Genomic DNA, 21,023 nt, shown 5'->3' with positions numbered 1-21,023 from the left:
AACTGAGGTTCTGTCACACTCCGCTTTGTTCATCAAATTCGTCGCCACCTGCGACTGCCTCAAAACAAAGAGGCGAGCCCGAAGGCCCGCCTCTGAGGTCCAAGCGCCTGCGTTACTTCGCGGCCACCGCTGCAGCCTGCTCCTTCAGAGCGGCCGCCTTGTCGGTGGCCTCCCAGGTGAAGTTCTCGCCCTTGCGGCCGAAGTGGCCATAAGCCGCGGTCGCCTTGAAGATCGGGCGGCGCAGCTTGAGGCTCTCGATGATGCCTTTCGGAGTCAGCGAGAAGTTCTTCCGCACCAGCTCCTCGAGCCTGGCCTCATCGACCTTGCCGGTTCCGAACGTCTCGACCAGCACGCTCACCGGCTCAGCTACGCCGATCGCGTAGGCAAGCTGCACCTCGCAGCGATCCGCAAGCCCGGCCGCTACGATGTTCTTTGCCACGTAGCGGGCCATGTAAGCCGCCGAGCGGTCAACCTTGGTCGAGTCCTTGCCGCTGAAGGCTCCGCCGCCGTGACGGCCCATGCCGCCGTAGGTGTCCACGATGATCTTGCGGCCGGTCAGTCCGGTGTCGCCCATCGGCCCGCCGATGACGAAGCGGCCAGTCGGGTTGATGTGGTACTTCGTGTTCTCGTCGAGCAGTTCGGCGGGGATGACAGCCTGAATCACGTTCTTCAGGATGTCAGCGCGAAGCTCCTCGTTGCCGACTGTCTCCGAGTGCTGAGTTGAGATGACGACCGCGTCCACGCGAACCGGCTTGTTGTCCGAGTCGTACTCCACGGTGACCTGGCTCTTGCCGTCGGGACGCAGGTAGGCCATCTGGCCGTTCTTGCGAACCTCGCTCAACCGCTGGGCCAGCTTGTGGGCCAGCGAGATCGGCGTCGGCATCAGCTCTGGAGTCTCGTTGGTGGCGTAGCCGAACATCATGCCCTGGTCGCCGGCTCCGCCGGTATCGACGCCCATCGCGATGTCGCCCGACTGCTTGTTGATCGTCGAGATCACCGAGCAGGTGTTCGAGTCGAACCCGTAGAGGGCGTTGTCGTAGCCGATCGAGGCGACCACGCCGCGTACCAGGCTCTGGAAGTCCACATAGGCCTTCGTCGTAATCTCGCCTGCGATCACTACCAGGCCGGTGCAGGTCAGTGTCTCGCACGCCACACGGCTGTAAGGATCCTGCTCGAGGCAGGCATCCAGAATCGCATCGGAGATCTGATCGGCAATCTTGTCAGGGTGCCCCTCAGTTACAGACTCACTGGTAAACAGAAAACGGTCGCGTTTTGCCAAAACAAACTCCTCCATATCTCTACGCAAGACACATCGCCCACGCAGGTCACAACCCTTTTATTCTACCCTTTCAGGTGGTCCAAAACGGGGAGGAGACGGCTATCATCCGCCGGGATCACCCAACGGCTATATTCCGCATTGAACGGCAGCTTACTGCAGCAAAAAGCGGGACCTGCCGGTGGGCAGATCCCGCGAAGTAAACAGTTGGATTGCTAGAAGGTGAATTTTCCAGCAACTTGCATGATGCGGTTGTCACGCGCGCTCGTCACCTGGCCGAAGGTAGTGGTCGATGCGCCGCTCGTTCCGACGGCCTGGAAGTTCGTGTGGTTCGCGGCGTTGAAAGCTTCGCCACGCAGCTGGAACTTCATACCTTCACTAATCTTGAAGTTTCTGAAGATACCAACGTCGAGACGGTTGAAACCTGGCCCGTTGATGGCGCCGCGTTTCTCGTTTCCGACCTGGACTGCCGCCGCCGTCGGAGAGACGAAAGCCGGACGATAGAACCAGTTCAGGCGCGTGTGAATCCTCTGGCCGTAGCCGTTGTTCGGATTCAACACCTGGTTTGGCCGGAGCGACGCGGGATCGGGGCCGTTCATGATGCCCAGTCCCGCTGAGTCGTTGATCACGCCGCCGTTCGGCAACCCAAGCACGCTGGTCTGGCTGGCGCTCGCGGTGCAGGTGTAGCAGATTGTTCCGCCGGAGGAGCTCAACGTGACCGTTAGTGGCAGGCCGCTGTTGATCGTATACAGGCCGGTGAGTTGCCAGCCGCCGACAAGGTGGCCGACGACACCCTTCTGGTCCCTGTACCAGGGCAACTCATAGACACCATCGAAGGTGATGATGTTCGTGCGGTCATACACCGCGCGGCCGTAGTCACCGTTGATGTTGTATACGTTCTGCGGTGCTGCGACGTAGTCGTTGATCGAGTTGGTCAGCGCTCGGCTCCAGGTGTAGTTCGCGTCGATGTAGCTCTGGCCGCTGAACTTCTTCGTTGTCTTCACCTGCAGGCCGTTATAGTTTGCGGTGAAGATCGTGGAAGTGATGTTAACGTTGAGGTAGCCGGGGTACGGACGGATCTGGTTCAACTGCTGTTCGCAAGATGTCGAGGTGAAACCGCCCGAGCATACCGCGTACTGCGAGAGGCCCTTCGCAAGGAACGTACCCGGCCGCAGTGTGTTCAGATCGACAACGCCCTCGAGGTGGCGGCTAACGGAACCAAAGTAGCCCACATCCAGCATGACAGTCGATGAGACCGCATGCTGAACGTCAAGCGAGTATTGCATCGTGTACGGCGTCTGGTAGTGTACCGAGAAGCCCTGAACGCTCGGCAGAGCCGTGCTGACTGCTGCTGTCCCTCCTGCAGGATTATCGAACGTTGTCACCGGAATGGTTGGAACGTTCACGAACGGCAGGTTGCTGAAAGCGTTGTTCTCGTACGGGTGGACCTGCGACTGGTCGTAGGCCATGCCGAAGCCACCGCGCAACGCCGTCTTGCCATCGCCGAAGACGTCATACGCGAAGCCGAAGCGCGGCGCGAAGTTGCCCTTCTGTGCCGTAGCTACCTTTGCCCCGTACGGCGACGCATGGCCAAAGTTACCTGGCGTCCCGAGGATGATGCCGTTGATCCGGTCGCCATTGGGGTTCGCATGACCGAGGTTCAAACCGTTCGAGTTCGCGCACGCCGTCACGTTCGGCAGACACAACACGCCGGTCGAGGAGACGGTCATCGCGTTTGCCGGATTGAAGCTCGACGGGTCGAAGTTGCTCAACAGATTGTTGCTGTCCGTCGGTTGTGCAAAGTAGCTGTAGCGCACACCGAGGTTCAACGTCAGACGCGGATTAACCTTCCAGTCGTCCTGAGCATACGCTTCGACCGAGTTCTGAACGATGTTCACTGTAAGCGCAGCCGACGCCTGAGTGAAGCTGTTGTTCACGTTACCGGTCAGGAAGTTTGCGAATGCAGCGTCAGCAGTGTTCGGAACGGCGCCACCTGCAGCCGCGGCCTGCGCCGCTGTAGGCGTCGCGACACCCGCGTTTGTGAAGCCGAAGTTACCCTGCGGAAACGGATTGCCATTACCGAGGGCATTTTCATGCTTCTCATAGTGGTTGTAGGTGAAGCCGGTCTTGAACGTGTGGCGGCCCAGTGTCTTTGTCACCGATCCATACACATTGTGGTTGTGGTCCGTATCGTTGTACACGCCCGTGTTCGTGACCCCAGTCAGGCCTGCGATCGAAACCGAGGGAATGATATTCAAAGCGGTCGATGACGGGACGCCAGAGGTCGCGAAGGGAAGCGTCGGATGGATGTCCGGTGAGTTCACCTGTGCGCCCAACCCAATGGGGTTGCTCAGCACCCCGCCGTAGCTGTAGGCATAACCCACGTCAGCCACCAGCGTGGGCGTAAACGTGTAGGTCGCGTGACCGAGTTGCTGCGTACCCGGAGACCGCGTGCTCGTTGTTGGAACGCCCGGTAGCGGGCTTCCATTGAACAGACCGCCGGCTTCCTGTGAGGGCAGGCTATCGTGTAAGTAGCGGTAAAAGACACTCAGCTTCCCGAAGTACTGGTCAATGCGGACAAGCTCTTGATTGTTGTTGAAGATATTCCGCTGATTGTAGATGTAGCTATGCGGATCGAGGCCAGCCGCGAGGTTCGCTGCGACGTTGGGCTGCGGCATCTTGCCGTAGATGTCCTTGATGTATGCCTGGGCGGTTGGTGAGAAGGTCGTCACCTTCGTGCCGTAGCTGTTGCAGGTGTAGCTTGCGCCAGACTGCGTGTACGAGGTGCAGACAGCCACAGGACCCTGTGCGTTCGTCTTGGCGGCGAAGCCCTGCGTGAAGTCGCCGGCCAGCTCGGCAGTGGTTGGAAGGAAAGCCTGGGCCGTGGCGTAGTTGATGACACGACGGATCTCCTGCGAGAAGAAGAAGAAAGTCTTGTCCTTCCCGTTGTACACGTGCGGGATCACCACAGGGCCGCCAATCGTGTAGCCGAAGTCGTTGTAACGTAGCAGCGGCCGGTTGACGAGTGTCGCTACTTTGTTGAAATAAGAATTGGCATTGAAGATATTGTTCCGGAAGAACTCATATGCCGAACCATGAAACGCGTTTGTTCCCGAGCGCGTGATGACATCGATCTGGCCTGAGGCATTGCGGCCAAACTCTGAGGTATACGTGCCGCGCAACGTCTTGAACTCAGAGATCGCGTCGACCGACGGATACGACAGCAGAGTCAGGTTTGCGCCGCGGTCTACATTGTCTGCGCCATCGATCGTCCAGTTGTTCGAGGTTGGCCGGGAGCCGTTGATCGAGAAAGCCACCTGCGCCGACGTGCCCGAGGGCAGCGACGTGCCGATGTACAACTGGTCGCTTGCGCCGCCGTAGGAGACACCCGGCTGCAGAAGCAGCAACTGCTCGTAGTTGCGATTGTTCAGCGCAAGCTCACGGATCTGCACGCCATTGATCAGGCCCTGGCTCATTCCGTTTTCCAGGTTCAATTGCACCTGGTCGGCCGTGACAGTCACCTCTTCCGTGGCGCTTCCGGCGACGAGAGAGCGATTGACGGTCAATGCGTCGTTGACGTGGAGTACGAGCCCCGTCACAGTCTCGGTCTTGAACCCTTCAGCCGTAATCTTGACGGTGTAGTTCCCCACCGGCAGCGAGGTCGCCGTATAAAACCCCGATCCGTTGGTGGTCAGAGTTCGCAGGACTTGCCCGCGATCGGTATTCGCGACCGCTACGATAGCACCCTTTACGATCGCGCCTGTCGTATCCGTAACGGTTCCGCTGATGCTGCCCGAGATATCCTGGGCCCATGCTCCTGTCGCTCCCAAAGCCAAGGTAGCGACTGCAACTAAGACACTACAAACAAAACGCTTAAGCGTTGTCATTCAAACAGCTCCTCCCAAAAAAATCCAAAATAAATCGCCCTGGTTATAGTTGCTAGCTTACGCAGCGACTTGAGAGCGAATTCCTTGGCGGAATTCACTCAAGACACGATTGACGCAAAAGTGTCAGATGAAAAGAGAGTTAATTACGCCGCAGGGGCAATGTCAATGAAAAGTTGTACGCCGGTCTAGACAGATTTCCAAAATACACTAGCTGGGTGTCGACAGCGGGGCCTTGCCCGCAAGCTCCCACCAGCCCGCTTGGTAAGCTTTTGGGAACATGAAAAAGAGGACCATCCTCTGGTGGAATCTATCCCTCGTATTGCCGGCAGCCGTTTCGCTCTATGCTGCACTGCGTAATGCGCTAAAGCTTGGTCACAGCCAGGATTTCCAATGGTCCGGGGCCTCGCTGGCGCTCCATCACATTGATCCCTACCGCCAGATCCTGCTTCATAACCCGGGACACCTCATTCTGCTGAGTCAGGTGCCCAACTATCTACACGAGCTGTATCTCCTTTTCCTCCCACTGGGGGCAATGAGCTTCGCTTCGGCCCGAGTGGTCTGGCTCGTGCTGAACGGGGTCTTTATGCTCGGGGTTCTCTTCCTTTTGCGACGGATCTACGGTCTGGACAAGGCCAGGACTCTGTTGCTCGCCTTGCTTCTTATCGTCAGTACGCCGTTTCGCATTGTCGTGGGAGCCGGTACAGAGAGTCTTCTGGAACTGTTTCTGTTCTGCCTCGTCTTCGACCTCAAGGGCCCTCTGGGGCGCGGGCTTGCCCTTGGTTTCAGTTATCTCAAGTACAGTTTTTCCCCGGTTTTGTTCCTCTACCTTGCTCTGCGGAGGGAATACCGCGTGCTCGCTGTTTCCTTGGCGCCACCTTTGCTTGGGTTGCTGGGGATGTGGTCTCTGGTCCACGGAAACCTGCTGACGCTGGCGATAGAGCCCTTCGCTGTGAGTCGAGTCGGCGTCACGCCGGGCCTGGGCGACCTGATGGTTCTGGTTCATGGGGCGCTTGATCACGTCCTGCCTGTGGCTTTCGTAGGGGAACTGACCTATGCAGTGGCATTTCTCGCGAGCGCCGGATATGCCTTCTTTTTCTCGCGCCAAAATGGCGTTTCCCGACAGAGGGAAGCAGCCGCACTGGCGGTTGCAAGCCTGATGTTCTTCCCTCATCTCACCTACGACTACATCTTTCTCACGATTCCACTGGCGGCCTGCCTGACCGGGGCGATGACCAGGGCGAAGGTTCTCATCCTTTCGGCCATTTGCTTAGTCTTGTATGGAATCAAGGCCCTTCCCGTCGTCGCCATTTCACCGGCCACGAAGGCATGGCGGGGATTGGCGGTCTTTTTGCTGCTTTCAGGAATTCTCTACTTGGTGAGTCGCAGGGGATTCGAGGAGACGACCCAGGATCAGTCCGGAGATCTCATCGTAGAGGCTACAGCGTGACCGAAACCTAGGGTTCAGAGTACCAGCCGTCCATGCAGGACGAACTTCCACACGCTCCATCCCAGTGCCGCCAGCATGACGAGCATCACGGCCACGCCAATCCATCGCGGCGCTGTTCCTGGTTGCTGCACGCCGCGATTGCGCCGGACGTTCTCGGCGAACTCCACCCAGTCGTCGTCCCGCATGCCGGCCGCGCCGCTCTCACGCAGGCTGGCCTCAAATCGCTCCAGCCATTGAGCCTCTTCAAGGCCAAGTACATTCAGATAGCTGCGAACGATCCCTTTGCGAAAAACGCCCCCAGGTAGGTCAGCGTAATTGCCAGCCTCAAGCGCCTGGAGGTGACGCAGGGAGACCTTCGTCACGGCGCAGATTGTGTCAATCGTAATCCGCCGCCGTTCCCGCTCTAATCGCAACTCGTCGCCGAATCTCTCCATTCGCTCCGTTGAACGTCCGTCGCAGATAACCGCAGTGCAAAGATTTGCGGTTTCCGGCAGGATATGCCCGGATCTCTATCCAGTCAAAGCTCCTCATCTAAGATACTCGATTGGAACCAAACTAGTTAGCTGGCAGCATGATCTTGCACCCAGGCGGTGCTTATGGAATGATTCAGGGGAATATTTCCCATCGTACGATGCAGACAGGTTGTGCCAAAGACTCGCCTTGAAATGTTAGACAGGGACGTAACAATGGACGTTACCTGATCATTCGCAAGGGATTCACTGTATCGCGTACAGTACGCGCCATGAGATACATAACGACCAACTTGTACTGGAGTTTGCGTGCAGATTGTTGATCAGAACCTCGATGCCTTTCAATTGACAGTTGAAGATCCCACCGTACGAGCCTATCTGCAGCGCCACCCCTTTGCAGTTGGACCTGATCGCACTATGAATGCTCGGTGCGGCGACATATTCCAAAACCAGCTGACCATCAGGAACCGCACTCATCCTGTAGAAACAATAATGCTTAAGCCGCACGAGACTCTGCTGACACCCAAGCAGATGGACCGCTTGGACCGCCTCATGAATGAGGCGGGCATATCTACATCCGCTCGCGCCGGTCTGGTGGATGACTATGCGTGGGAGACGAGTCTGGTACCACTCGACACAAAAGACGTCCTTGTGATCGGGTGCGCCGATGGGCCGGAGCTGATGTTCCTCCGTGCCGTGCTACCGGAGGCAAATATCACGGCTCTCGATTACGAGGACATGATACCCCCTGCGCTCAGCAGGGCGATTGGAGTACGGTTTTTCCAGGGTGACCTGCATGAGCTTTTGGCAAGGTTCGGGCAGGAATTTGACCTGATCTCGTCCAACCACACCATCGAGCACCTGTACACACCAGACGAGATCCTAGCGACGCTTTCGGGACTCCTGCGGGATCGCGGAGTGTTGATCTCTACTCTTCCGATGGATGGAATGGCCGGTACTCCGTTTCTGAAACGGGTAAGGGATGTTGCCATCACGAAGAGGGTGCACCCCTTGGACTATGTATACCTTGACGCTGGTCATCCTTGGAAGACTAATCCTGCCGACATGAGCGCGACACTGCAAGAGGTAGGCTTTGAGCCGCCCGTATTCTATCAGCGAGAGCAGCACCTTTCGCGCGAGGCAGCGTATGGGGAGGCGCGATTCAACGCAGGGTTGGCCATAGGCAAAATACTCCATACCATTTTTTTTGGTTTGCCTCGTTCGTTTGCGAAGGTGGCTTTTCCAAAAAGGGCGCCAAACGTCATCTCCAAAGTTCTGCTGGCGGCCGAGAGGCGGATATGGTTCGGCACAAACCGCTTGAAGAATAAGTACACACAAGAGGTTCTCGTGCTGGCACGTAAGGCCTCAGAATAACTGCTCCTACCGTTAGGCATCATTCGAATGAGCCACTCTATCGTACGTTTGATGAGAAGCGTAAAAGATTTCCAGAAAGTACCTGTCCTCTGGGTCAGAGATACGCTAGGTGCTATTGTGACCGTTGTCATGGAGAACTACCGCCCTACCGCTGGAATGATTCGCGAACAGGGTGCATGGTTTGCTCGTTCCAGGCATACGTAAAATTCTGGTTTATCTCCCGTAGCTGGTAGCCAACCCGTCATACCCCTAGCTCAACAGAAAGCGTCGGCGATGACTTGAGCCAGCTCCTCCCGGGAAAAGGGGAAGGGAAGTAAACTAATCAGAGCGTGCGCATACCTTTTCCAGTCCATATCCCCCTGTGGGGAGCTACCGGTTTTGCCGCATTTCTCTTCGCCGTCCAGCTTAGACAGGGGACGTCTCTACTCTTCGCCCTCTGCTGTTTCCTCTTTATTTGCATCGCCACGCTGGCGTTCAACCTGGCGGGTGGCTTTTCGCGCCCCTCTGGTTCCTATGTCTTCTTCTACGCCACACTGTGCGTCATTGTGGGCTTATGCTGGAAGGCTTATTTGGGCGAGCCGGCAGATTCGAACCTCCTTGCGCCTCAATTGACGATCGAGGTTTTTCTCGGCGGCATCACTGCGATGTACGGAGCGGTTTTCATTAGTCGAAGACTGTCATCCCGTCATGGATTGCTGCAAAATCTGGTCAACGACAACAATATGCAGAACGCCACGGTGGGCTGCATGGTTGCCGGCTTTCTTATTTCGGTTGTCCTTATCGGCACGCGCACGGTAAACGGTTCGGTCCTAAGTGCTCTGGTGCAGATCAATCGCTTTTTCCCCATGGCGATTATCCTTGGCGTGATCTATGCGATACGCAGGAGCGGGGGAACTCGCAGTGTCAATCTTCCGGTGTTGCTCTCCGCTGGGGCAATCTTTATCCAAGGAATCCTTGGCTTTTCCAAGGAGGGCATATTTACCCCCGTCCTTTGCTGGGCTATCGCCGCGGGATCGCAGCGTTACAAGGTCTCTCTCTACCAGTTGATCGGCGGAGTTGCTGTCGTCGCTTTAATGGTGATGTATCTGGTTCCATATTCCCAATATGGCAGGAATTTAAGATTTGACGGATGGACATTCAGCCAGAATGTTGATACATCTCTGGAGCTGCTGTCGAACCTTGGCGACGTGCGCGAAAAGTACAAGGAGTCTTCGGCTGGAGACTATACTGAGAACAGCGTTCAAAGCTACTACTTCAATACGCCACAGGGCTTCTTCGATCGCCTCCACATGATCGCCCCGGACGATAGCCTTATCGATGGAACGGAACGCAAAGGGCCCTTCGGCCTCTATCCAATCATCGCAGGTTTTGAAAACCTCGTTCCCCACGTCTTTTGGCCTAACAAACCCGCAATTATGTTCGGGAACATCTACGCCCGTGAGATTGGCGGGCTCCCGGAGAATGACTACACGACGGGGATCGCTTTCAGTCCTTCCGGTGACGCCTATCATATTGCTCGTTGGGTCGGAGTGTTTCTCATAGCTCCCATCCTGTGGATCGGCCTGTTTACGCTTTTTGACTCTCTTTGCGGTGATACTCGCACTTCACCGTGGGGATTGCTCATCATGGCACTCTTCGCCCACACTGCTCCGGAAGGAATGCTTGGCGGCGTGATCTACTCTTACGGCTTCGTTACCATGGGCCTTCTTTTCGCTGCATTATCTGCAGCCTATGTCATGCCAATCTTTGGCACGCTGGTCAAAGGACCGGAGAAGACGAGGCTGCGGCGCTCTCGACTCTTGCGAGGCGCTGTTCGACGCTCTCAAGCGGCATGGGCCGGTGGAGAATCAAGCCTGCAGGGATGAGGGCTGCCGGGCCGTTTTACGGATGGGAGAGCTCTCCCATAGACTATTCATAAGCATGAACAGACTTGTTATTGGCAATCTTGTCCACCGCCCTCTGCGTTCGCTCATCAGTGCCCTGGCCGTAGCGATTGAGGTCATCATGATCCTCTCGATCACAGCGATCCTCCTGGGCAAGATCGACGGATTTAAGGCGCGTCAGAACGGTATTGGCATGGACATGATCGTGCGGCCCAGCACGACCAATAACTTCCTCGGAATGAGCTCCGCTGGTATCTCTGTCAAGGTGGGCGACATCCTGGCGAAAATCCCGCACGTTGCGATAGCGGCTCCGGTATACATCCAGCTCAGCAGCTCTCTCGACAGCATCTACGGCATCGACTACAAGAGCTTCAACGATCTTCTGCCATTCACTTACCTCTCGGGAACGTCGTTCCAGGGACCCTACGACGTTATAGTTGACGACTTCACGGCAACGGGCAAAAAGGTGGGTGACAGCATCAACATCCTTGACCATTCCTTCCGGATCTGTGGTATCGTCGAGCACGGCAAGGGAGGACGCAAGTTCATTCCTCTCAAGACGATGGGAGAGTTGACCGGGACCCCTGACAAGGCCTCGATGTTCTATCTCAGGACGGAGGAGCCTCCGAGGAACCAGGAGGAGATTCGCAGGGCGATCCTCGCAACCCCCGGCATGAATCAGTACCAGGTCGCGACGGCTGAGGAGTATCTGTCTGCCATCTCGCCGGCGCGGCTGCCTTACATGAGTACCGCGATCCGGGTCGTCGTGGGAATAGCGCTCGTGATCGGCTTCCTCGTCATCTTCCAGTCCATGTATACCGCCGTGATGGAGCGCACGCGCGAGATCGGCATCCTCAAGTCGCTGGGCGCTTCGCGGCTCTATATCGTTTCCATCGTTCTCCGCGAGACCGGCACGCTGGCCGCTGCAGGCATTGCTCTCGGCGTTGCTTCCAGTTACCTCCTCAGTGCGGTGCTGCAGGCGCGTATCCCGACTCTCGATTTCGTTATCAACCTTCCATGGGTGTGGAAGGCGGTGGCAATCGCCTTCGTGGGTGCGCTGTTAGGGGCCCTCTACCCGGCCTATAAGGCCGCCAGCAAGGACCCCATTGACGCCCTGGCGTACGAGTAGCCCTCTCCTGGAGGGAAAAGGGCTTGCACGCCACTCGGATTCCCCCTAATCTTGGGGAAGCACTATTGCAATGAGGAAGTTACGGCCCTCCGCGACGAGTGGCCTGCAGCCTTGCAACTTGCAAATCTGACGATCTGCCTTGCTGACAACCGCACACCGGAACCTGAATCCCGACACAGCCGTATAACGGGCAGGCGTCCGGAGGGTTCGCCTCGTGGCACTAGTTGTATTGAAGGGTCTACTCGTTGACGACAGTGATGACATCTGAGACCAGGAACGGTACCGGTTCACTCTCTGCGCCAGACTCCGCCTTCTCTCGCCTTGCTGGCCGCACGTTTGAGTTGTTCCTGCTTGCGCTCTCCGCCGTCTTCTTCGCCCTGCACGCCCTCCACCTCCGCGCCGACTTCCCCAACCACTCCCCCTGGATGGATTGGGCCAAGTACACCGACGAGGGATGGTACGGGGATGCCGCAATCCGCCACTTCCAGCGTGGTCACTGGTACGTTCCGGGCGACTTCAACCCAGCGGCTGCACTCCCCGTCTGGCCTCTGGTTGAGTCCTTCGTCTTCCGCTTCACAGGAGTCAGCGTCGTCGCGGCGCGGGCGCTCACGGTCGGAGTCTTCGGCCTTATTCTGGTGGCGTCGTTTCTCCTGCTCCGCCGCTGGCTGAGCTCCTCCGTACAGCCGGGCGAACAGAAGAGTGCGTCACTGGCCCCGGCAATCGGTGTCCTTTTGCTTGCCGTCAGTCCCTTCTGTTATGCCTTCATGCGCCTGGCCATCCTTGAGCCGATGCTCATCCTGCTCACGCTCCTGGCGATGCTGTCGGCAAGCTATATCCGTCCCGTCGAGCGGGGAAGAGTCGAGTCACTGCGCGGCCTCTACCGCCAGCCCGGCGTGGTCTGGCCCACCCTTGCCCTTGGGCTTCTTGTGCCGCTCATGGTTCTTACCAAGACCACGGCTGTCTTCCTTCTTCCTGCTATTGTGTGGCTCCTCTTCGCCCGCGCGGGATATAGCCTTCGCTCTCTCCTCCACATTGGGCTGCCCATCGCAGTGCTCTCGGCTGGAATCTGGCTGGGCTACTTCGGATTCATTGTCCGCCCCCACTTTCTTAGCGACTATCGCTATCTCTTCAGCGCTAACGCCTACACGGGAATCACGACCGAGAACGCCCTCACTGTCCTCAGAGATACGTTTACCGATGGCATGTGGATCGGTCGACTCCTTTACCCGCTGGCTCTGGCGGCTACTCTGATCGCGGTCTTTCTCACGCCCCGTCTCTTCCGAGTCCCTCTGGTTCCTGCTCTCCTGCTCTGGTCGATCGGCTACGCCGCATTCCTCGCCTATCACAACAACCTGCAGCCACGGTACTACCTCGTCATCGCGGTTCCGCTCACGCTGTTCCTGGTGGTAGCGCTTGAGAGTATCTGGAATCGCCGCGGCATCGTTGCGCCGCTCCATCATCTGGCAGCGGTCTCCGCCATGGCTGCGCTTGCTCTGGTTGTGGCAACCGACGCGCGCCAGACGCTCCACTTCGTCCGCAACCCGGAGTACACCTTTGCCGACGCCGCCGACCGCATCCACCGGATCATCGCCTCCGACCCCACGCACAGCCCGCTCGTGCTATCGATCAGTGGCTCTGATCTCTCCCTCATGACCGGCCTGCCGAGCATCTGCGACGACTTCGGCACCATGGAACTGGCTGCGCGCGTCCGCGCTTACCGTCCCGGCTGGTACGTCACATGGAACGAGGTCGATGACGACAAGATGGACGCCTTGTCTCCTCTCTACCATCTCCAGCGCGTCGCCGCCTTTCCTGCCATGGACGATCCTGAGCGCAATCTTCTCATTCTCTATCGCCTCGATCCTCCGACACCGGCGAGCCCTCGTCGTCATCGCTCGCGTCCTGTCCCCCACCTGCTTGTGACCAGCTTTGGCCAGCAGCCAAGCGCCGCCCAGCTTGAGCACTAGCCTGACCCGACGCGTGTCACAATACCGGTAGAACGTCTTAGCGGATTCAGGGGGCCTATCGCTTGACTGGCAATCAAACTCTCATTGTCCGGGCTGTGCTCGGCGTCGTGGCGGGAACCGCTGGCCTCTTCGCCGTCTCGAGCAAACGGCTCAGGGCTCTTCCTTCCTAACAATTCGACCGCCTCATCTCTGCAGCCTTTGTCGTCAGCCGCTTTGCCGCCTACCTCGGAGTCTTTTCGTCCTCCGCCTCCAGCCTCGCGGGGACATCCCGGCTTCTACTGGCCTGAAGCCATGCAGGTGCTCCACGGGCTGCTCCCATACCGCGACTTCAGCAGCAGCTACGCTCCGCTGCACGCTTATCTGGATGCGGCCCTCGCGCGTCTCTGGCCCTCGCCTCTGGTCATCATCCTGTTTTCGGTCGTATGCGAGTGCGTGATGTTCCCGCTGTGGCTCGAACTCGGCCGCAGAGTGGTATCCGACCAGCAACTCCGCAGCAGCGCCTTGCTCTATCTCTCCAGCGCCATCAGCCTTCAGTTTGTCGCCATCGACGGTCAGGATAACGTCGTCATCGCTATGCTCTTTCTTCTCTCTACCCTGCTGTTTCTTCGAGGCCGGCCTCTGCCGTCGGGGGGATGCGTTGGTCTGGGAGCCTCCGTCATCAAGTTCCTCCCTCTGCTCTACGCGCCATTGTTCTTCTTCTCTGTCCCGCGCCGCTGGCGTTGGGCCGCGGGGCTTGCCCTACCTGTTGTCCTCATCTATGGAGCTTTTGTCGCAAAGCATCTTCCCATCCTGAGTGTTCTTCGGGTTGAGGGCGGGTTCAAATCGGCCAACAATCTGCCTTACCTCGTCGAAGCGATGCTCGTCATCACATTGCCTTCATTGCTGCTGGGCGGCATTGTCGCGGCCTTTCTCCTGCTGATCTTCATCCTCGTGGCTCGCGCGACGACTCGCGCCCAGGGCCGCCTTTATCTGCGCCCTCTCGTCTTCGGCATGGCGGCCTTGACTCTCGTTCTGGTTCTGTTCCCCAAGAAATCCTGGCCCCCTTACTTCCTGCTGGGCTTCTTTCCCGTCTGTCTTCTGATTCCAATGATCACGGATCAGGCAGATCGCCTTTGTTCTATTTGGATTGATCGCCATCGTTGGCCCCAGCTACTGGGCCAGTGTGCTCTCCCAGTTCTCGTCGATGGAGTTTCATCATGCGCTGCTTGAAGGGCGCGCGGCCTGTCTCCTCTTCCTCGCGCTGGCAGACCCTGCTGCTTGCTGGCTAATCTGGCTCCTGGCCGCTGCGTTTCGGCAGATCCTCACCTCGCCATCTGCAAGGCTGCCCAGCCATCCTCACGCAGAAAGGCCCCGCCGAAGCGAGGCCTTTGAAGTAATTCAACCTGACGTGCCGATCCGAGTTACGGAACGACGATCTGGGTTGCGTGCGAGCCATTAGCGACTGAGGCCACGCAGGTGGGAAGTCCGGAGGCGGGGAAGGGAGTGTTTTCAATCGCCTTCAGACCGCCGTTATGCGAATCAAGCTTCTGGCCAGTAATCGTGTTGTCGAGATTGTTGGCCGTGTACAGGTAAACCCCCAGCGCAGGATCAATCGCCACACAGGAAGGGCCTGTACCCACCTGTGTGGACCCCGAACCGACCGAGCCGACCGCCGCACCGGTGGCCTGGTCGATGACATAGGCTCCCACGGTGTTCGAGTTGAAGTTGGCCACGTACAGATATAGGCCGCGAGGGTCAATCGTAATGGAGACCGGCAGCAGACCCGTGGCAAAGGGCGAGTTGGTCATCGGGGTGAGCCGACCGCCGGCCTGCACTCCACTCCCATAGAGCTGATTGGTCGAGCGGTCTGTAACGTAGACGAAGCGGGCCGTTGGGTCGATGGCGATGGCGCTCGGCACGGTACCTGCTCCATAGCCTGTGGCCACCGTCTTGCCTGTGCTGTCGGTCGTGATCGTCGTGCCTGTGGCCGGCGTCAGCGCGCCTGTGCTCGTGTTCTGCGAGAAGCCGAGGATCACGCCGTGCTGAGCGCTGGTTCCGGATGCTGGCTCCTGGTCCACTACGTAAACGTAGTTGCTGAAGTTGCTCGTGACGATGCCGACCGGGTTGTTCCCAATGTTGACCGAGGTTGCCGTGCCGAGGCTGTTGTCGGAGTTGATCGGAAAGATGTTGATACCACCGGGGCCGGGGTTAGTCGCCGAGTATCCGCTCTGGTAGGTGTAGGTCACGTAAAGGAACTTGCCGGCGACATCGATGGCTGCGGAGGTCGGCGCGCTCCCGGTCTTGTAGGTGTTCTTCGACGAGAGTGTTCCGTTGGCCGCATTGACCGCGAACTCCTGCACGGTGGAGTCGCCCTGATTGACGACGTACACAAACAGGCCGTTGGGTGAGGTCACCAACTTAACCGGGTTATTTCCCGCCTTCACTGGCGACCCTGAGGCCGCTACAAGTGCGCCCGACTGGTAGTCGACGAGGTACTCGTTGACTACGCCCGCTCCGGAAGCGCTCGTAGCCGTGGCATACAGGTATGCCACCGTGTAGTCGCGCGTGCACGAAGTCAGGCTGAAGGCCAAAGGCAATAGGATCGCAGAGGCAACCGCCCTGCGAGCGGCCGATCTGCGTGGCGTCGAGGTCTGGCTGACGGCCCTGCGGATTGTCGTTCTCCAACTCATGTGTTTCCTTATCCTCGGGCGATTCTTCCGCCCGCTAAAAGTGTATCCAAACTGGCTGACTCAATCCGGCTTAGTGCGGAAAAGACCGCACTGTAACCAGGCACGTTGGCAGCGTGCTCGCGCTATAAGGCGTGTTCTGAATCTGAATCAGGCTGCCGTCCTTTGGGTTCAACTGCGTGCCAGTGACGGTGTTGCTCAACTGATTCGAGGTATACAGATAGATGGCGTGCGTCGGCGAGGCATTGTTGGGAACTCCAATCGTGCTGACGCAAGTCGGACCAGTTCCGGCCTGTACGCTGCCAGCCACTTTCGAAGGGACAGGTTGTCCGTTCGATCCGAAGGTGAAGCCGTTGATCGAGCCGCCGGTGAAGCTGACAACATAAAGATACGAGCCGGTAACATCGATCGTCAGCCCGGCAGGTGATGCATCGGTCTGAGCCGAGCCAATCTGGCTAGGGACTCCGTTTGAGGCGATCGAGTATCCAATTACCTGGTTCCCGCCCTGGTCCGAGAGGTATAGATGGCTTCCCGAAGAGTCCGTGATGATCGCGCTCGGAGTGACGCCGGAGGGGTATCCAGTGGAGACGACATTGCCGGGATTGATCGTCACGCCCGGCAGCGGAGTCAGCTGACCGTTCGAGGAGTTGGCCGAAAAGCCAAACAGATTCGCTGCCGTCGCGGAGTCCTGCGCGATCACGTACACAAAGTTGTTCTTGGTGACAGTGATTCCGACCGGACTGCGCCCAAGGTTGAAAGTCGAGGGCGTTCCCAGCGAGTTATCCGTGTTGATGGGGAAAATCGCCACGCCTCCAGGACCGGGATTCGCAGGCGTATACAACTGGCCGTTGGGGCCGTTCTGATAAGTGAACGTGACGTAGAGAAACTTACCGGCGGGGTCAACAGCCGCCGCGGTGGGGAAGCTGCCCGTCACATTGTAGGTATTCTGCGGGTAGATCTTGCCATCGGTTCCGATCGCGAAGAACACCACGTTCGAGTCATCCCGATGCACGACGTAGAGAGCCTTTTGATTCGGCGCGGCAACGAGAGTAACCGGATTCTTGCCTCCTGAAGAGACCGGCGAGTCCGCAAGCGGTGTCAGGTCGCCTGACTGATAGTCGATCTTGAAGCCGTCGACCAGACCTGCAGTATTCTTCGCCGCTGTGGCGTACACATAGCCAACCGTGTAGGTGCCGCTGCATGCCGTCAGGCCTAGCCCCATCGCCAGAGACAGCATCGAGGCTATTGCTCCACGGCCCATTGAATTAAACGTCATGCTCTTTTCTTGCTCCGATGCCAATCATTTTCGCTGCCCTGCTGTGCCGGTACGGAGCCGCACTCAACCGGCTCCGTACCCAGGCGAATGGCAGTTCGTTAGTTGACGTTGCCGCTCACGGCCAGGCACGTGGCCAGTCCTGTTGCCGGGAAGTTCGATCCGCGCTGCAGGTCTGCCAGTTCTCCGGTGTGCTTGTTGATCAGTTTGCCGGTCACTGTGCCGCTGATGTTGTTCGAGGTATAGATGTATTGATTCGTCGGATCCTCCACCACGCAAACCGGTCCAGACCCAACGGAAAAAGGATTGTTCGTGCTGTTAAGCGTCTGCAGCTTGCCGGTCGCCGAGTCGATCGTGAAGGCCGAGATCGAGCTGGTGGCCGGATTCTGGCTGTTGGTTGACGACCGGTTCAACACATAGAGGTACTTGCCCTGGCTATCCACCATCGAGTAGGTCGGGTTGGAGGTGAGCCCCAGATTGTTGATTGCGCCGCCGGTCAGCGTATTCAGCGAGCAGTTGGAGCCTGCGGTGTAAGGCAGGACGCGCCCTCCAGGACTGTCCGTAGTTGCCGCTGCGTCAGTCAGGTAGACATAGCTGCCGTTGGAGTTGATCGAGGTCAGGTTGCCGGCCCCGGTCTGGACGGTTGAGTTGGCGGTAACGGTGAGCTGTCCATTCGAACCGATCGAATACGGGAAGATCGTCTGGTCCCCGCTGTTGATGGTGAACAGGCAGCCGCTGCCAGTGACCTTCGACATAATGGGCTTAGGTCCGACAGGGAAGAAGGTCAGCTGGGTCTGGTTGCTGTCCTTGATCTGCTGGTTCGGGACAAGCTGCAGGCGACCGGTGTTGGCATCGATCGCAAAGACCGTAATGTCTCCGTAGCCATTCGGATTCGGATAGGCCGGCGTGTCGGGATAGAGCGTGTCCAGTACATAAAGAAAGCTGCCGCTTGAGTCGATGGTTGCCCAGACCGGGGTTGAGCCGCGGCTTGAATACTGCGTCTGGAAGGTGAGAGTACCGCCCGAGCCCACGCTAAATACCGAGATATTGCCCGGCGTGGCGTTGGAACCCGTAGTTCCCTTATTGACGACGTACACGTAGCGGCCGCCAGCTTTCACCACGATCGAGACAGGGGTCGTCCCGTTTGTGGAGAAGGGCGAGTGCAGCACCTGCGTCAGGTTTCCGGTGAAATCGTCGATCTTGTATCCGACGATCTGGTTGTACTGCGTTCCCAGGACCCATAGATAGCCGATCGTGCCGCCACCGCACGCCGTCATTCCCAGACCCATCGCAACGGACACTACCAAGGCCATCCAAACCCGGCCGAACCTGCTCAACTTCATGCGCTTCCTTAATCCTCGCCGGCGAACCACCAGGAACGCCTCTACAGCGAGCAATTCTTTAGGGATAGATTCCTTGCGCAATTGTAGAAGGTGATGCGACTTTGTGCCACTTTCGCGGGATGGAAATGATGGCTGGCCCCGGAAAAGCAAAAGCCCGGGGAAGGGAACCCCCGGGCTCTGGAATCTAACCGCGACACTCTACCAGACGTGGCAGGCATTCACAGGCGTCATCGGCTGGTCAACTTTGCAGCCAAAAGCCTTACCGAACTCAGCAAAGTTCTGCACGCTTCCGTTGGTGCGCCACTGGCCGCTCGAGTGCGGATCGGTCTTGGCCCGCAGCCGTGCAGACTCCTCCGTCTGGTTTTCACACCACACCTGGCCGAATGCGAGGAAAAACCGCTGCGCCGGTGTGTATCCGTCGATCTTTGCCGAAGAATCAAAGCCCTGCTCGGCAAGGGCCGACATCAACGCAGCATAGGCGACATGCAGGCCGCCATTGTCAGCGGTGTTCTCGCCAAGCGTCAGCCTGCCGTTAAGGTTCTGCCCCGGAGCAACCTCGAAGCCGCTGTACTCCTTCACCTCGCAGTCCGTGCGCTCATCGAACTTCTTCTTGTCTTCAGGAGTCCACCAGCTGCGCACGTTGCCCTTGGCATCGTACAGGCTTCCCTGATCGTCGAAGCCGTGGGTCATCTCGTGGCCGATTACCACCCCAATCCCGCCAAAGTTCACCGCAGGGTCAATCTTGAAGTCATAGAAGGGAGGCTGAAGGATGCCGGCAGGAAAATTGATGTCGTTCTTGCCCTGGCTGTAGTAGGCATTCACCGTCGGAGGCGTCATGCCCCACTCCCTCTCATCGACCGGTTGGCCAATCTTCGAAAGGTTGCGCCGATCATTGAAGGCCGCGACGCGGTCCACGTTGCCCACAGGGTCTTCACGCTCGATCTTCAGCATCGAATAGTCGCGCCACTTCTCCGGATAGCCGATCTTCTGCCGGAACGCAGCCAGCTTGTCCACCGCTGCGGCCTTCGTTGTGTCGCTCATCCAGTCCAGTTGCCTGATGTCTTCGTTGAGCGCCTTCTCCAGCGCGGCAACGAGCTTCTCCATATTCTCCTTCGCGGCCGGCGGGAAGTTTCTGGCTACCCAGTCCTGTCCTACAGCTTCGCCGAGCGCGCGGTCGGTCTGCGCTGTGCAGCGTCTCCAGCGCGGCGTCTGCTCCTTCTGCCCCGTAAGAATCGCGCCGAAGAAGCGGAAGTTCTCTTCGACAAACGGGTCGCTGAGCGAAGTCGCATAGCGGTGCACCGTCTGCCAGCGCAGGTAGCTCTTGAGCGCGGTCATATCTGCCGAATCAAGCTGTTGGTTGAACGTTTTGAAGAACTCCGGAGTCGCAACATTCAGGGACTTCAGGTCGCCCTCTCTCTTGGCGGCCAGGTAGAGCTTCCAGTCGAACTCGGGGGTCAGGGCCTGGAGTTGGTCGATGGTCATGATGTGGTACACATTCGCTGGGGAGCGCCGGTCCACGCGTGACATGGAACCCTGTGCCAGTGCCGTCTCAATCTTCAAAACATCTGCGGCTTCTTTCGCGGCCCGTTCGGGAGTGTCACCCAGCAGCGCGAACATCTTCGTGATGTGTTCGACATATTGGGCACGCAGCGTCTTCGAACGCTCATCTTGGTTCAGGTAATAGTCGCGGTCGGGCAGCCCGAGCCCCGCCTGATCGACCTCTCCGATCTGTTGGCTTGAGTCCTTCTGGTCCTGCGTCGAGGAGAAGCTGAAGAAAAAGCCGAGCTTGTCCTCGGTTATCTTCATCAGGCTGGCCAGCTTCTTCTTGTCATCCCACGAGTCGATTGCCTTGAGCATGGGCTCGATCGGCCTGGCTCCCAAGCGGTTGGCCAACCCAACATTCATACATGCGGCGAAGTAGTCGCCGTACTTCTTCTGGAGCGGGGTCTTCGGGGCGTCTGCCGCAGCCTTCAGGTCCTGGTAGAGCAGCCAGGAATTGCGCTCCGCCAGTTGATTGAACCGTCCCCATCGCACCTGGTCCGCAGGAATCGGGTTGTTCTTCTTCCAGTTGCCGCAGGCGTACTGGTAAAAATCCGTGCACGGGTCGGCCTTCGTGTCGATGGCAGAGAGATCAAAGCTGATCGGTTTCGCCGGTTCGGAAGCAGGTCCTGGCGCCATCTCGGTGGAGGTATGGGACTGCCCCAGACACATAGCGCTGGATAGCGCCAGCAGGGAAGCGGCGTACTTGAAGCCCATTGTGTTTCCTTAAAGTAGAGTGACAGAAACTGCAAAAACTTTGTGACCGCAC

13 protein-coding genes are annotated in these 21,023 nt (G+C 58.2%); 6 read left to right on the top strand and 7 right to left on the bottom strand.

Translation table 11 applies throughout. The features are described 5' to 3' along the window. Positions 1 to 112: 112 nt before the first annotated feature. Positions 113 to 1,279: a methionine adenosyltransferase gene (gene metK, locus OHL16_RS12975; protein WP_449506063.1), complete on the bottom strand. Its 1,167-nt coding sequence runs from the start codon at positions 1,277 to 1,279 to the stop codon at positions 113 to 115. A 212-nt stretch (positions 1,280 to 1,491) separates the two neighbouring features. Further along, entirely contained in the window at positions 1,492 to 5,163 is a 3,672-nt protein-coding gene (locus OHL16_RS12970; RefSeq protein ID WP_263367586.1) for a TonB-dependent receptor, read from the bottom strand. Between the two features lie 277 nt (positions 5,164 to 5,440). Here OHL16_RS12970 and OHL16_RS12965 point away from each other — a divergent pair, with 277 nt between their 5' ends. Further along, positions 5,441 to 6,610 carry a hypothetical protein gene (locus OHL16_RS12965; protein WP_263367585.1) on the top strand — a complete coding sequence of 390 codons (1,170 nt, stop codon included), beginning with the start codon at positions 5,441 to 5,443 and terminating at the stop codon, positions 6,608 to 6,610. 14 nt (positions 6,611 to 6,624) lie between these two features. On the opposite strand, the gene OHL16_RS12960 is transcribed toward OHL16_RS12965, so the two are convergent. Then, positions 6,625 to 7,044 carry a helix-turn-helix domain-containing protein gene (locus OHL16_RS12960; protein WP_263367584.1) on the bottom strand — a complete coding sequence of 140 codons (420 nt, stop codon included), beginning with the start codon at positions 7,042 to 7,044 and terminating at the stop codon, positions 6,625 to 6,627. 345 nt (positions 7,045 to 7,389) lie between these two features. Between OHL16_RS12960 and OHL16_RS12955 the strand changes: the two genes are divergently transcribed. The 5 genes from OHL16_RS12955 to OHL16_RS12935 all read left to right on the top strand — a co-directional run bounded on the left by OHL16_RS12955 (position 7,390) and on the right by OHL16_RS12935 (position 14,642). Further along, positions 7,390 to 8,454 carry a class I SAM-dependent methyltransferase gene (locus OHL16_RS12955; protein ID WP_263367583.1) on the top strand — a complete coding sequence of 355 codons (1,065 nt, stop codon included), beginning with the start codon at positions 7,390 to 7,392 and terminating at the stop codon, positions 8,452 to 8,454. 329 nt (positions 8,455 to 8,783) lie between these two features. Further along, entirely contained in the window at positions 8,784 to 10,319 is a 1,536-nt protein-coding gene (locus OHL16_RS12950) for a hypothetical protein (RefSeq protein ID WP_263367582.1), read from the top strand. Between the two features lie 55 nt (positions 10,320 to 10,374). Next, positions 10,375 to 11,466 (top strand): ABC transporter permease, encoded by a 1,092-nt coding sequence (locus OHL16_RS12945; RefSeq protein ID WP_263367581.1) that lies wholly within the window; start codon positions 10,375 to 10,377, stop codon positions 11,464 to 11,466. Between the two features lie 257 nt (positions 11,467 to 11,723). Then, on the top strand, positions 11,724 to 13,433 hold the full coding sequence (locus tag OHL16_RS12940) for an ArnT family glycosyltransferase (RefSeq protein WP_263367580.1): 1,710 nt from the start codon (positions 11,724 to 11,726) through the stop codon (positions 13,431 to 13,433). Positions 13,434 to 13,724: 291 nt separating this feature from the next. Continuing rightward, on the top strand, positions 13,725 to 14,642 hold the full coding sequence (locus tag OHL16_RS12935) for a hypothetical protein (protein WP_263367579.1): 918 nt from the start codon (positions 13,725 to 13,727) through the stop codon (positions 14,640 to 14,642). A 191-nt stretch (positions 14,643 to 14,833) separates the two neighbouring features. Here OHL16_RS12935 and OHL16_RS12930 read toward each other — a convergent pair whose 3' ends face one another. From OHL16_RS12930 to OHL16_RS12915, 4 genes are all read right to left on the bottom strand, one after another. Continuing rightward, complete coding sequence (locus OHL16_RS12930; protein WP_263367578.1) at positions 14,834 to 16,102, bottom strand: lactonase family protein; 1,269 nt, start codon at positions 16,100 to 16,102, stop codon at positions 14,834 to 14,836. A gap of 70 nt (positions 16,103 to 16,172) precedes the next feature. Beyond that, the gene (locus OHL16_RS12925; RefSeq protein ID WP_263367577.1) at positions 16,173 to 17,375 is read right to left on the bottom strand and encodes a lactonase family protein; all 1,203 of its coding nucleotides are present in this window, start codon (positions 17,373 to 17,375) and stop codon (positions 16,173 to 16,175) included. Between the two features lie 98 nt (positions 17,376 to 17,473). Continuing rightward, entirely contained in the window at positions 17,474 to 18,673 is a 1,200-nt protein-coding gene (locus tag OHL16_RS12920; RefSeq protein ID WP_263367576.1) for a lactonase family protein, read from the bottom strand. 240 nt (positions 18,674 to 18,913) lie between these two features. Beyond that, on the bottom strand, positions 18,914 to 20,971 hold the full coding sequence (locus OHL16_RS12915) for a M13 family metallopeptidase (protein ID WP_263367575.1): 2,058 nt from the start codon (positions 20,969 to 20,971) through the stop codon (positions 18,914 to 18,916). Positions 20,972 to 21,023: the final 52 nt, after the last annotated feature.

Source organism: Edaphobacter bradus, assembly GCF_025685645.1.
In the GTDB taxonomy this organism is placed as follows: Bacteria; Acidobacteriota; Terriglobia; order Terriglobales; family Acidobacteriaceae; genus Edaphobacter; species Edaphobacter bradus.
This window is presented reverse-complemented; position numbering and strand designations above follow the sequence as displayed.

Coding starts and splice junctions, on each gene's coding strand:
- OHL16_RS12930 (WP_263367578.1), bottom strand. CDS start 16,102: ATGAGTTGGAGAACGACAATCCGCAGGGCCGTCAGCCAGACCTCGACG.
- OHL16_RS12940 (WP_263367580.1), top strand. CDS start 11,724: ATGACATCTGAGACCAGGAACGGTACCGGTTCACTCTCTGCGCCAGAC.
- OHL16_RS12925 (WP_263367577.1), bottom strand. CDS start 17,375: ATGACGTTTAATTCAATGGGCCGTGGAGCAATAGCCTCGATGCTGTCT.
- OHL16_RS12965 (WP_263367585.1), top strand. CDS start 5,441: ATGAAAAAGAGGACCATCCTCTGGTGGAATCTATCCCTCGTATTGCCG.
- OHL16_RS12970 (WP_263367586.1), bottom strand. CDS start 5,163: ATGACAACGCTTAAGCGTTTTGTTTGTAGTGTCTTAGTTGCAGTCGCT.
- OHL16_RS12915 (WP_263367575.1), bottom strand. CDS start 20,971: ATGGGCTTCAAGTACGCCGCTTCCCTGCTGGCGCTATCCAGCGCTATG.
- OHL16_RS12960 (WP_263367584.1), bottom strand. CDS start 7,044: ATGGAGAGATTCGGCGACGAGTTGCGATTAGAGCGGGAACGGCGGCGG.
- OHL16_RS12935 (WP_263367579.1), top strand. CDS start 13,725: ATGCAGGTGCTCCACGGGCTGCTCCCATACCGCGACTTCAGCAGCAGC.
- OHL16_RS12945 (WP_263367581.1), top strand. CDS start 10,375: ATGAACAGACTTGTTATTGGCAATCTTGTCCACCGCCCTCTGCGTTCG.